Annotated in this window: 11 protein-coding genes and 1 tRNA gene; 3 read left to right on the forward strand and 9 right to left on the reverse strand. The window is 27.3% G+C overall.

Features of this window, described 5'->3' with window-relative positions:
- Positions 1 to 126: 126 nt before the first annotated feature.
- From Q0K52_RS12635 to Q0K52_RS12655, 5 genes are all read right to left on the reverse strand, one after another.
- The gene (locus Q0K52_RS12635; RefSeq protein ID WP_297299954.1) at positions 127 to 1,221 is read right to left on the reverse strand and encodes a tetratricopeptide repeat protein; all 1,095 of its coding nucleotides are present in this window, start codon (positions 1,219 to 1,221) and stop codon (positions 127 to 129) included.
- A gap of 321 nt (positions 1,222 to 1,542) precedes the next feature.
- Positions 1,543 to 2,046 carry a dihydrofolate reductase gene (locus tag Q0K52_RS12640; RefSeq protein ID WP_297299958.1) on the reverse strand — a complete coding sequence of 168 codons (504 nt, stop codon included), beginning with the start codon at positions 2,044 to 2,046 and terminating at the stop codon, positions 1,543 to 1,545.
- The gene (locus Q0K52_RS12645; RefSeq protein WP_297299960.1) at positions 2,043 to 2,843 is read right to left on the reverse strand and encodes a thymidylate synthase; all 801 of its coding nucleotides are present in this window, start codon (positions 2,841 to 2,843) and stop codon (positions 2,043 to 2,045) included. Before Q0K52_RS12645 ends, Q0K52_RS12640 begins: the two co-directional genes overlap by 4 nt.
- 183 nt (positions 2,844 to 3,026) lie before the next feature.
- Positions 3,027 to 4,271: a peptidase T gene (gene pepT / locus Q0K52_RS12650; protein WP_297299962.1), complete on the reverse strand. Its 1,245-nt coding sequence runs from the start codon at positions 4,269 to 4,271 to the stop codon at positions 3,027 to 3,029.
- A 49-nt stretch (positions 4,272 to 4,320) separates the two neighbouring features.
- Positions 4,321 to 5,883: an AbgT family transporter gene (locus tag Q0K52_RS12655; protein ID WP_297299964.1), complete on the reverse strand. Its 1,563-nt coding sequence runs from the start codon at positions 5,881 to 5,883 to the stop codon at positions 4,321 to 4,323.
- Between the two features lie 157 nt (positions 5,884 to 6,040).
- Between Q0K52_RS12655 and Q0K52_RS12660 the strand changes: the two genes are divergently transcribed.
- A complete protein-coding gene (locus Q0K52_RS12660; RefSeq protein ID WP_297299966.1) occupies positions 6,041 to 6,412 on the forward strand; it encodes a hypothetical protein in 372 nt (123 codons plus the stop codon).
- Positions 6,413 to 6,452: 40 nt separating this feature from the next.
- Positions 6,453 to 6,740, forward strand: coding sequence for a hypothetical protein (locus Q0K52_RS12665; protein ID WP_297299968.1), 288 nt, complete (start codon positions 6,453 to 6,455; stop codon positions 6,738 to 6,740).
- A gap of 7 nt (positions 6,741 to 6,747) precedes the next feature.
- Here Q0K52_RS12665 and Q0K52_RS12670 read toward each other — a convergent pair.
- A tRNA-Leu gene (locus Q0K52_RS12670) sits at positions 6,748 to 6,828 on the reverse strand.
- 52 nt (positions 6,829 to 6,880) lie between these two features.
- Here Q0K52_RS12670 and Q0K52_RS12675 point away from each other — a divergent pair.
- On the forward strand, positions 6,881 to 8,629 hold the full coding sequence (locus Q0K52_RS12675) for a YhjD/YihY/BrkB family envelope integrity protein (RefSeq protein ID WP_297299970.1): 1,749 nt from the start codon (positions 6,881 to 6,883) through the stop codon (positions 8,627 to 8,629).
- 581 nt (positions 8,630 to 9,210) lie between these two features.
- On the opposite strand, the gene Q0K52_RS12680 is transcribed toward Q0K52_RS12675, so the two are convergent.
- Genes Q0K52_RS12680 through Q0K52_RS12690 form a run of 3 tightly spaced genes read right to left on the reverse strand, consistent with a single transcriptional unit; the run spans position 9,211 to position 12,797 of the window.
- Entirely contained in the window at positions 9,211 to 11,091 is a 1,881-nt protein-coding gene (locus tag Q0K52_RS12680) for a fructose-specific PTS transporter subunit EIIC (RefSeq protein WP_297299972.1), read from the reverse strand.
- A 17-nt stretch (positions 11,092 to 11,108) separates the two neighbouring features.
- Entirely contained in the window at positions 11,109 to 12,029 is a 921-nt protein-coding gene (pfkB, locus tag Q0K52_RS12685) for a 1-phosphofructokinase (protein WP_297299974.1), read from the reverse strand.
- A 27-nt stretch (positions 12,030 to 12,056) separates the two neighbouring features.
- The gene (locus Q0K52_RS12690; protein ID WP_297299977.1) at positions 12,057 to 12,797 is read right to left on the reverse strand and encodes a DeoR/GlpR family DNA-binding transcription regulator; all 741 of its coding nucleotides are present in this window, start codon (positions 12,795 to 12,797) and stop codon (positions 12,057 to 12,059) included.
- Positions 12,798 to 13,436 lie beyond the last annotated feature (639 nt).

Raw genomic sequence — 13,436 nt, forward strand, 5'->3', positions numbered from 1 at the left:
TAAATTATGATACACCTATGTTATACTTTAAAAAACTAAGGAATACTTAATGCAATATGTCTGGCTCCTGTGCATTTGTACTGATATGTCATATATTGAAGGTTTAAATAATTATGGTTTATTACATTATAATTTATTTAGACATTGTCTTTTTTTAACAAAAATTGATTTGAATTTTGATAAAAATTTAAGTATAGTAACTTTCATATTCTTCTTTGTTTTATCAAAATCTTTTATAGCATTTTCATAATCTGAAGTATTATATCTTGAAAATCCTCGGTGAAAATATAAATCATCAGTAAAATTTCCCAATTCTTCAGATTTGTTATAATCCTCTATAGCTTCTATATAATGTTTTAATTTAAATCTTGTTTCAGCCCTATTATAATATGCAGAAGAATATTTAGGTTCTATTTCAATACATTTAGTAAAATCTTTTTCAGCCTCTTTATATAAATTTAATTTGAGTTTTGATACTCCTCTATTACAATATGCTCTAAAATAATGATAATCTAAATCTATAGTTTCATCAAAATATTTAATGGCTTCTTCATATTGTTCCAAATCTTGTTTTACTATACCTATACTATTGTAGGCAGAAACATAATTAGGATCCAACTCAATAACTTTATTAAAATATCTAATAGCTTCATTATAATTTTTCAAATTGTACTCTACTAATCCCAAATTATAATAAGCCTTAGTATAATTTCTATCTATTTCTATAGCTTTATGAAAATATTCTAAAGCTTCTTTATAAAGACCTAAATCTTGTTTTATCAAACCTATATTATTATATGTATGAGCATTCTTAGATATATCTAATGTTTTATTATAATATTTAATAGCTTCTTCATAGTTGCCCAAATTATAATTAGCTAAACCTATATTATTATATGCCTGAATGCAGTGCGGATCTATTTCCAAAGCCTTTTTATAATATTCTATAGCTTCTTCACAAAGTCCTAAATTATGTTTTACTAAACCTATATTATTATAAGCAGGAACATAACTAGAATCTAATTCAATAACTTTATCAAAATCTTTTATAGCTTCTTCATACATTCCTAAACTGCTTTTTGATAGTCCCCTATTATTATAAATCTCCAGAACATCTCCATAATAAAAAAGTAATTTATCAAAATATTCTATAGCATTTCTATGATCACCCTTAGAAAAAGAATCATTAGCTAAATATAATAAATTACTAAGCTCATTCATAAACTAACTCCTCTAAATTAAAAACCAGAAGGCAATTAATTTATTTTTTAAATTTTATACCCCAAACCTTATTATAATACAAAATTAATATCATAATATACAATTATACTATAATTAATAAAAAAAATTTTATTAATATAAAAAAAGTTTACAGTAATTTCAATATTTTGCAACTATATAACATTTTTTATATAAAAATAATTAATTTATATACATTAAGAAAATATATTGATATATACAAAATATTATTTGAAAATAATAATATTATTCATAATGACAACTCATTATATAAATACTGTATAAATGATTAATCAAATAAAATTATTTTTTTCTATCGTATTCGACTATATCTACATTAACATAATCATAAACAAAACTGTTTAACTTCTTATAAGAAAATAAACCTTTATCAAAATCAGGAAAAAATCTATCACAGCCATAATCTTTATTTATATGAGTAAGATAAATTCTGTCTGCATAATCTAATGATTTTTTATAAATCGATTCTCCTCCTATAATAAATATCTGATTATTCTTTTCTAATAATAATTTAGAAATAGCATTTTCAAAAGAATTTTCATAACAAAGATTATCATACTTTTCTAAAAGCTCATTATTAACGTTAGAAGATACAATAATATTTTTTCTTTTAGGAAGCGGTTTGGAACATAAAGATTCAAAAGTTACACGCCCCATAACAACAGCATAACCTGTAGTTGTAGTTCTAAAAAATTGCATATCTTCTTTTATATGTCCCCAAGGCATTATCCCATTTAATCCTATACCATTTTTAGAATCTACCGCAGCAATTAATGAAACTATCAAACTGCCACCTCCGCTTTTATAGTTGGGTGATATTTATATCCTTCCAATTTAAAATCTTCATAAACATGACTAAATATATTAGGACGTTCTGTTATAAATAATTCTGTTGTTTGAAGATAAGGTTCTCTTGAAAGCTGTATATTAACCTGATCAATATGATTATTATAAATATGTGCATCTCCGAATGTCATTATAAGTTCAGAAGCATGAAGTCCGCTATGCATAGCTAAAAGTCTAGTAAGTATAGCATAAGAACTTATATTAAAAGGAACACCCAAAAATAAATCTGCTGAACGCTGATATAAATGAGTAATTATTCCGCCTTCGCTATTAACTGAAAATTGACACATCATATGACATGGAGGAAGATGCATTTGATCAATCTCTCCTACATTCCAAGCATTCAAAATAATTCTTCTGCTTGTTGGATTATTTCTCAAAGCATTAACAATATTAGATATTTGATCTATTTTATTTCCTTCTTTAGTTTCCCAAGCTCTCCATTGTTTTCCATATACTGGACCAAGCTCTCCCATATCATCAGCCCATTCGTCCCATATATGTACATTATTTTCTAATAAAAATTTAATATTAGTAGAACCTTGTAAAAACCAAAGCAATTCTATAATAACACCCTTCATAAAAACTCTTTTTGTTGTTATGATTGGTATTTTATTTCCTTCAAATTTAAATCTTAATTGAGGTCCGAATATTCTTTTTGTACCTACTCCAGTTCTATCTTTAGTTTCTTCGCCCTCTTCCAATACTTTTTTTAATAATTCTAAATAGTTTCTCATAAAAAATCCTAATATATTAATTGTCTGTTTTTATAGTAAGGCTCTATTATACATGTTGAAAATATTTTATCAATTATATATCAATATAGTACAGTTTTTTATAAAATATTATTTTAAATAATTAAACAAGAAACCTTAAATATAAAGTATCTTGTTTAATTATCAATAGTTATATATAAAAAATTATTTTGCTTTAGAAGATATTATTCTTATTATCTCAAGAGTAGTTTCCAAACTTTTATGGAATGATGGTATAGGTAAAAATTCATATATAGAATGGAAATTATGTGCTCCTGTAAAATAATTTGGTGTTAATAAACCTTTTACTGATAAAGCAGAACCATCTGTACCGCCTCTCATTGATAAGGTTTTAGGTTCTATATTAAGATTTTTCATTGCTTCATAAATAACATCTATTGGAAATTTATCTTCTTTTATAGAATCAGCTATATTTCCGTATACATCTTCCATAGTTAATTCTATTTTAGCTCTTGGCTGTAATTTTTGATATTTCTCAACAACTTCTTTAATTTTAGCTTTTTTCTCTTCATAAAGTTTTTTATTATGATCTCTTATATTTAATTTTAAAGAAGCATTTCTCTGATTTCCGCTTATGCCTTGAACCCAAATATAACCTTCTTTCTTTTCTGTGCATTCAGGAGTTTGTTTTCTGTCAAATTCATTAGCCATATCTATTGCTATAAGTATAGGATTAACTAATACGCCTTTAGCACTCATAGGGTGAGCAGTTACTCCTTCAATATCTATAGAAGCACTTCCGGCATTAAATGTTTCATATACAACCTCTCCTATTTCGCATGAATCTATTGTATATGCAAAATCCGGCTTAAATACATTCAAATCTAATGCTTTAGAACCAAGAAGTCCTATTTCTTCATCTGGTACAAAAGCTATATATATGTCGCCATGTTCAACATTATTATCTGCAATATATTTTAATGCAGACATAACTGTTGATATAGCAGCTTTATTATCAGCACCTAAAACGCTTGTTCCATCTGAAAAGATAATATCATTATTCATATAATTTTTTATTTCAGGGTGATCTGATACTTTAAACATTATATTTTTTTCTTTATTCAAGCATAAATCATTACCTTCAAATTTAAGTATTTGAGCATGAACATCACCAGTTAAACCAATATCAACTGTATCAAGATGTGCTACAAATCCAATAGAATATATATTATCTTTATTCTTTGGAAGTAATGCTGTAACTATTGAATTATCATTTACAACAATATTTGTTAAACCTAAAGTTTTTAAATCATCTGCCAAAACTTTTGCTAATTTCATTTGTCCTTCAGAACTAGGAAGTTTTTTTACAGATGCATCACTTTGACTTGGTATAGCTGAATATTTAAAAAAGCTGTCTATTTGGAATTTTTTTATATTATCATTTAACATTTTTCTACCTCTTTTTTTAATTATAAATTTTTATAAAACTAAAAAACTATTAATGTACTGGAGGATAAACATATCCGCTGTTAAATCCTATAGGTATATTTAAAGCCCAGAATATATAAAGCATTATCATAAGAACTACAAGCAATCCTATACTATAAGGAAGCATCATAGAAGATAATGTACCAACTCCAGTTTTATTGCAGTATTTCTGACAATAAGAAATTATTAACGGATAGAATGCAAACATTGGTGTTACAACGTTTATAGCTGAATCGCTTACTCTGAATGCTGCCTGAGTTAATTCAGGAGATATACCAACTGCCATAAGCATAGGAACGAATATTGGAGCCAATATAGCCCATTTTGATGAAGCTGAAGTTATTAACAAATTCAATAATGCTGTAAGCAAAGTTATACCTGCAACTGTTATTTGAGGAGCCATATTTAAAGATTTCAAAAATTCTGCACCTGATATTGCTATTAATGTACCAACATTTGAATTTCCAAATACATATAAGAATTGAGCACAGAAAAATGAGAAAGTTAAAAATGAAGCTAAATTTTTAACACTTCCAGCCATAGCTAAACTGAAATCTTTTGTAGTTTTGAATTTATTAGTAAGCTTTCCATATATGTATCCAGGTATTACTAAGAACAAGAATAATATAGGAACTATGGCCTGCATAACTGGAGCATCTGGAGTAGTTAGTTCACCATTTGGAGATCTTAATAAAGAATTTTTTGGTATAAGTAAAACTACTAAAAGTACAATCATTAATACTAAAACAGAAAATGCTATTTTAAAAGCTCTGTTTTCCTCTTTTGTTATTGAAGAAACACTTGTATCTTCTGGTTTAATACCTTCATCAATAGGCATAGTTTTCCATAAAAATGGTTCTACTATTTTATCAGTTATGAACCAGCATACTAAAATTACTGCAAATGTTGATGATATGCTTAAAAAATAATTACATAAAACATTTACTGTATAAGTTGGATCTATAAGTCTTGCTGCACTCTGAGTAAAACCTTGCATTATAGGGTCTATTGTAGAAGGTGTATAGCTGGCAGAGAAACCTCCTGCAAGTCCAGCAAATGAAGCTGCGATACCTGCTAAAGGGTGTCTTCCTACAGCAAAAAACATTATAGAAGCTATAGGCATCAATATAACATAAGAAGAATCTGAAGTTATATGGCTTACAACAGAAATAAATATAATTGCTGGTGCTATAGCTTTCTTTGGTATAATAGCTAATAATTTAATAAGAATCATTCTTATAAATCCGCTTCCCTCAGCTACTCCTATACCTAATGTAGCAACAACTGTAATTCCCAAAGGAGGAAAGTTTATAAAGTTTGTTGTCATCTTTGTTATAAACTTAGTTATTTCTGTAGGAGCAAGCATATTAATAATTTTTATTTGCTCGCCTGTTGTTGGGTGATAATAATTGAATGTAAAATAAGAAAGTATCCATGACACAAAAAGCATTATAAAAAATGCTATCAAAAATAAGATTGTTATGTCTGGAAGTTTGTTTCCTATTACTTCAATAATATTCAAGAAACTTTCAAACTTATTAGATTTTTTAATTGCCTTCCCATCGTTTTGCATAAAAATCTCCTAACACTTATAAATTTTGAAAACATTATATAATAAATATAAGTAATCATCAATATAAAAAGAAACAGTTTTACTTAACATAGTATTTTTATTTTAAGTTTTTTATTACGATACTATAAATATAAACTATATAGAGAGGTTATAGAATATGTATAAACTTCGTATTTTTATATTATTATTATTTTTATCTATGCTAGGTTCTTGTCAGAAAAAAGAGATTATCAGTATAGAAAAAGGAGTTGTAGATTATAGATTCATTGGTACTTGGGAATTTATCAATGGAACTAATAAGGAAAAATATACTTTTTTTAACAATAATAAGATAGAATATACAAGTGATTGCCAAAATGAGCCTAAAAACAATCAAGCTTATACTTTTGAATGGAAAAAAGAAGGAAATAATTACTATTATAGATTATGGGATAATGAATTGGATAATTGGTCAGATTTTCCTATAAAATATATTAATACAAATACAATAAAAATATACTCTGACTTCTTTAAAAAATCATACATTTAACATATAATATAAAAAACAATATAATGGATTTTATTGAAAAGTGGACTTATTAGTTATTATATTTTTGATAATTATATTTATAATATTCATTCTAATGTTTGGAATATTATTCTTTGTGTCAGGTATAGGTAAAATTGTAGATTTAATATCTATGATTGTATTTAGAAATCATGAGGACTGTCCATTTTGTAATTGTAAAAACTCTATGAGAATAATAAAGACTTCAAGCGGATATAAAAAGGTTTGTAATAAATGTAAGTTCTCTATAGAGGTAGATGAAAATAAAACAGATAATAATGGCAATAAAGATGAGGAAAAGAAGGAATAAAAAGAATTGCGAGGGGAGGGAATCGAACCCTCATGCCTAGGGCGCTAGATCCTAAGTCTAGTGCGTCTGCCAGTTCCGCCACCCTCGCTTAATTGTTGTATATTATACAATATATAATTTTTTTTTGCAAGAAGTGTTATATGGCTAAAATTCAAAAAATTAACAAATTTTTCAAGAAACTTAAAAAATTTCTTGTAGAAGACATTTATTTTATAGATCAAAATACATTTAACCCAATACAAAAATTCTTAGTAGATTCATATAGGGTTATTACATTTGCTATAACAGACTTTTTTAAAGATGACTGTACTATAAGGGCAGCTGCTTTGACATATTTAGTAACATTGTCTTTTATACCTGCTTTAACAGTAGGATTGTTTATATTAAGAATTTTCAATATATATCAGAACATATTTGTTGTCATATTTGAATGGATGGAAAAACATGCCCCATTCTATGAACCAATGGTTAGACAAATATTGAATATAGCAGATAATACTAATTTGGCAAGTTTTGGTACTATAGGTATTATATCAACTATAGTCAGTATTGCATTAATTCTTCATAGTATACAAAGATCTTTAATAAAAATATGGCGTGTAAAAATAAAAACTTCAATACCTAGAGTTGTTGCCAATTATATAGCATTATTATTCTTAATACCTATACTAATTGGTATATCATTTACTTTAATAACTTATACATCTATAAATTTACATAATTTACCAGCATTAGTAAAAATATTATTGTCTTGGGTAACACCTATAATATCAACATCTATATTAGTGTTATTTTCTTATGTATTAGTGCCTCAAACTAAGGTAAATTGGTCTAATGCAGCAATATCTTCAATATTAGTTGCAGTTGCTATAATAAGTCTTTTCAGTGTATATTTTAAACTCAATCTAAATGTAAGAAATTATAAACAAATATTCGATAGCGATAGATACAAAATAGAATATCTTGTAAAAGAAATAAATACATACAGCACCAATGCACAAGATAATCAATACAATAACAATGAAGAAAATGAAAACGAAAATGAATATTATAATAACAATATAAATAAAAATGATGAAAATATACTTCAAAAAAATCAAAAAATAGATGTTGAAAATATATCAAGCATAAAGATAGAAAGAATAAGCTATGTTATTATGGAAGATGTAGGAAATGGAATAAGCAGCGTAACTTATGAAAAAAAACCTATAGAAACTAATATGCTTAATTTTGAAAATTTCTCTCCAAATGTAGGAGAACAATTAGTTAAATATAATTTCAAAATAGATGATATTGTTACTATAAGCAGCGAAAATAATATGCTTACAAGTATAACTCCGGCAGAATTATCATCAGCAAGTTCTTTTGCACAAATACCTGTACTGCTCTTATTATTATACATTGTATGGATTATAATATTATTTGGAGCAGAACTCACCTACTCTATACAATATTTTAGATCTTATGGCGTAGATAAAAGCAATGTAAAATTATCATTTGCTGAAAAAGAAGTAATAGCATTGGAATTTATGCATATAATAGCTTATAGATTCATAAACAAAAAAAAGGCTATAACAATGTATGAATTAGCCAAAGAATTGAGAACGCCTCCTACTATAATAACAGAAATATCTGAGGCATTAGAAAAATCTATGTATGTGATAAAAATTGTTGATGGGGCAAATGTTTCTTATATTTTAGCATGTCAGCCTGAATCTATTACCATAGGAGATATTTTACATTCTTTAAAAATGAATGGCGGTTTTAGAAATAAGAATCATAGTTCTTATGATAAATTCAAAACTATGATTTATCAAAATAAAACTATAACAAATAAAGATTATAACACTACCCTATTGCATTTAGCATGCCATAGTTATAAAAAATAATATATAGCTAAACAACTATATTTTGTCAAAAATTATTTTTTTAATTTAAAATATTTGCGGGTCTTTGCCCACTGTGAAGCACACAGCGTGCAGAACCCCACTTCTTTTGCGACCGTAGGAAGTCCTTTAGGGTGGTATTGCCCCAAAGAAGCAGTTTCGGCGAAAGGCTACATATAGACTTTAATTTAATAGGTTATCTTACATATAAGACAATTTTAGTATGATTTAGTACTAATTTCATAATTGCACTTTCGCGGAGCGTATCCAAGTTTATCGAGGATATAAGGTTCTTTGCAAAGTCAGCAGAGCGTGTGCGGCGGGAAAAAAAACAACAAAAAATTGACAAAGTTAAAAATTTTTAGTATATACCTAAACAATTATATGCTTTATTAAATTTATATTTTTTGATTAAGTATAAAAAAAATTAATAATAAGAAAATGTAATATCAATAAATTCAAAATTTTTTATTACAAAATTTAACTATTTATAGTCTTTAGTTTTTAATAAAAATATTTTATAAAAAATAAAGTATAGGGATATAAACTTTATTCCCTATACTTTTTGATTAAGGATATATATGTTAATTATTTACTGGTTTCTTAACAAATCCAAGAATAACAGCTGTTATAACAGAACCTAATACTATAGCAAATAAATACATTATAGGATTATTTACTATAGGAAGTACAAATATTCCTCCATGAGGAGCTCTTAATTCTATATGAAATGCCATAGTCAAAGCACCTGCAATTGCAGCACCTATCATACAAGAAGGAATTACTCTTATAGGATCTGAAGCAGCAAATGGTATAGCTCCTTCAGTAATAAATGAAAGTCCCATAATATAGCATGTTTTTCCAGCATCTCTTTCATCAGCAGAGAATTTATTTCTAAATATTGTAGTAGCCAAAGCTATACCCAAAGGAGGAACCATACCTCCAGCCATAACTGCAGCATGAGGAGCATAATCTCCGGAAGCTATAGTAGCTATACCAAATGTGAAAGCAGCTTTATTTATAGGGCCTCCCATATCAGTAGACATCATAGCTCCAAGTATTGTACCTAATAATATTAAATTCCCTGTTCCTAAATTTTTCAAGAAATTAGAAAGTCCTGAATTAATTGCCGCTATTGGCTCAACAATAAAAATATACATTATTGCACCAGTGATAAAAATACCAAATAAAGGATATAATAAAACAGGCTTAATTCCGTCCAAACTTTCAGGCAATTTATTAAATACTTTTTTCAATAAAAGAGTTATATATCCGCCTAAGAATCCGCCTATCAAACCGCCTAAAAATCCTCCGCCGCTGTTTAATGATATTAATCCTCCAACCATAGCAGGAGCAAATCCGGGTCTGTCAGCAATACTCATACCAATAAATGCCGCCATTACAGGAACCATTAGGAAGAATGCATTTCCTCCGCCTATATCATTTAAAAGTTTAGCAAATGCATTGTATGAAGGATCATTTGGGTTGCTTGCATTAATACCAAACATAAATGAAAATGCTATTAATATACCTCCGCCTACAACAAATGGAAGCATATTTGATACACCAGACATCAAATGTTTATATACGCCTGTTTTTGGTTTCTTAGCAAATTTGTTTGAAGCTTGATTATTATCTTCATTGCTATGATATATAGGAGCTGTTTGATTCATAGCATTTTTTATTAATTGTTCAGGATTTTTTATAGCCTCTTTTACTCCTACTATATCAACATTCTTTCCTGCAAATCTTTCCATAGCAACATTTTTATCAGCAGCTACTATTATACCTTTTGCATTTTTTATCTCGTCTTTTGTAAGTTCATTTTTTACACCGCTTGAACCGTTAGTTTCTACTTTTATAGTAATGCCAAGTTCCTTACCTTTTTTAAGTAATGCATCAGCTGCCATATAAGTATGTGCTATTCCAGTAGGACAAGCTGTTACTGCTAATACTTGATATGAATCACTGCTGTTATTATTTTCCTGATTTAAAGAAGAATTTTCATTATCTTTTTCAGCATTTTTCATTAATATATCTAATACTTCTTCTTTACTTTTTGCATTTAGAAGTGCTTCTCTAATATCATCTTCAAGAAGTAATGTAGTAATTTTTGATAATAATTCTATATGGGAATCATTAGAATTTTCCGGAGCTGCTATCATAAAAAACAAATGTGAAGGCTCTCCGTCTAATGATTCATAATCAACGCCTTTCTTAGAAATACCTATTGCCACAGTAGGGATTTTAACAGCTTTAGTTTTACCATGAGGTATTGCTATTCCTTCTTCCATACCTGTTGAACTTTGAGCTTCTCTCTTTAATATTTCTTGCTTGTACTCTTCCCTATCATTTAACTTGCCGTTTTTATAGAGAATGTCTACCATTTCATCTATAATTTCTGATTTTGTTGTTCCCTTTAAGTCTGTATCAATACAATCTAAAGTTATAACATCTTTTAGCATTGTTACCCTCCAATTATTTAAGCATTAATTGTTTTTATTTCAACTTTTTCTAAAAATTGTTTCATATTATCAAATGTAGTTAACCCTTCAGAGCATGCAGTAGAACTTCCGCTTGCTATGGCATATTTATAAGAATCAACTATATTTAGATTATTGCTGATGCCATAAACTATTCCAGCAACCATAGAATCTCCGGCACCTACAGAACTTATCAACTTTCCTTCAGGTGCATTTCCAATATATGCATTATCTTTTGTTACCAATACTGAACCATCTTTACCTAAAGATACAATCACATTCTCGCTTCCATCTTTTATTAATTCTCTTGCATATTTTATGATATCACCTGTAGTTTCTATGTTCTTATTAAAATATTCGCCTAATTCTTTTTTATTTGGTTTTGTAAGAAATACTTTTTCTTTTATTCCTAACTTGAATGCTTCATCTCTTGCATCTAATATTACTTTTATATTTTTATTTGCATTTGATATTATGTCTTTGTATATACTGCTTTGAACAGAATTAGGAACGCTTCCGGATAACACTAATATGTCATTATCTTTTATATTATCTTTAATAAAGTTTAATAATTCATTAACTTTTTCTTTTGAAATATTAGGTGATTTTCCTGCTATTTCTGTTTCTGTTTTATCAGTTTTTAATTTTATATTAATTCTTGTATCTTCTTCTAAATCAATAAAATTTTCTTTGATACCATATTCTTTAAGATGTTTTTTTATATAATCACCAGTAAATCCGCCAGAGAATCCTAAAGCAATAGAATCAATATTAAAATTTTTTAGAACTTTGGAAACATTTATTCCCTTACCTCCTGCCAATGTATAGGCATTATTAACTTTGTTTAAATCTCCTTCTTCAAAGTTATTCATGTCTATATAATAATCAACAGCAGGATTTAATGTTAAAGTATATATCATAAATAATCTCCCACTTTTTTATTTTGATTAATTAACAATGTGTAATCCTTTTAATTTATTTTTTATATTTTCATTTATTTCTTTTGCATTTGTTATTAAATAAGACTCCTCTAAATTACAAAAATTCACAAAACTTTTCTTATTGAATTTAGATTCATCACATAAAAAATATGTTTTATCTGCCTTAGTGCATGCCTCATTTTTTATTAATGCTTCTTCACTATCTGGAGTTGAATATCCGTTTATATCTATTCCATTTGCTCCCATAAATGCCAAATCAAAATTAAAATTCTTTATTGATAAAACAGCACTTCCTCCAACTAAAGCACCTGTAAGCATTTTTATCTTTCCGCCTATTAAATAAGTTTCTATTTTTTTATTGTAAAGTTCATCTATATGGCTGAGTCCGTTTGTTACAACTCTTATATTTTCTATTGCTGCTAAATATTTAATCATAGCAAAAACACTTGTACCGGCATCTAAATATATTGTACTGCCTCTATCAACCAATGAAGCTGCAAACTTTCCTATTTTTTCTTTTTCTTCTGAATATATTTCTTTTTTATATAAAATACTTTCTTCCTGAGTATCTATTGATATAGCACCGCCATGCACTCTTCTTATTTTTCCGGAATTTTCTAAAAATGTTAAATCTCTTCTAATTGTAGCTTCTGACACATTGAGCTTTTCTATCAATTCTTCTATTTTTATGTTCTTTTTTTCTTTTATAACTTCAAGTATCAATTCATATCTGCTTACTTTGAGCATTTTAACATTCCTTATTTATCTTTATATCTAATATTATAGCAAAAAAACGACAAAAATCAATCAAAATCAATCAAAAATAATCAATTTCAATCAAAAAATATATAGAATTTACAGCTAATTGTTATAAATGTTGTATAAATTAGTAATCGATTTGATAGTATTATAAAATTCTATTTAGTTGATAATGCAATTCTTTTTTGAAGCGTATAAAATAATAAAAATTGACAATATATACCTAAACAACTATATTTTGTCAAAATAATTTTTTTAATTTAAAATATTTTCAGGGCTTTGCCCACCGCTCTGCGTGTTTACGCAGACCCCCCAGTTCTTTTACCGAGTAGGTACCTTTCGGTATTGGTATAAAAGAACCTATATCCTCGACAGGCTCGGATACGCTTCGCGAAGAACTGCATTTTTGACCTAAAACTAGGGTATTACACTATATTTAATATATTCTTAAAATATAAAGTTCTAGCAATTGCATTTTTTGCAACTTTTTTGTGCGTCAAAAAAGTTGATGATAATTATATAATGTGTAATAGTCGGCAAAATGAAATCGTTTCAGTATATACCTAAACAAATATCTTTTGTCAATTTTCAAACAGATGAAAGTTCTCTGCTAATGCTATTGATAAT

It is taken from the genome of uncultured Brachyspira sp. (assembly GCF_944390845.1).
In the GTDB taxonomy this organism is placed as follows: Bacteria; Spirochaetota; Brachyspiria; order Brachyspirales; family Brachyspiraceae; genus Brachyspira; species Brachyspira pulli.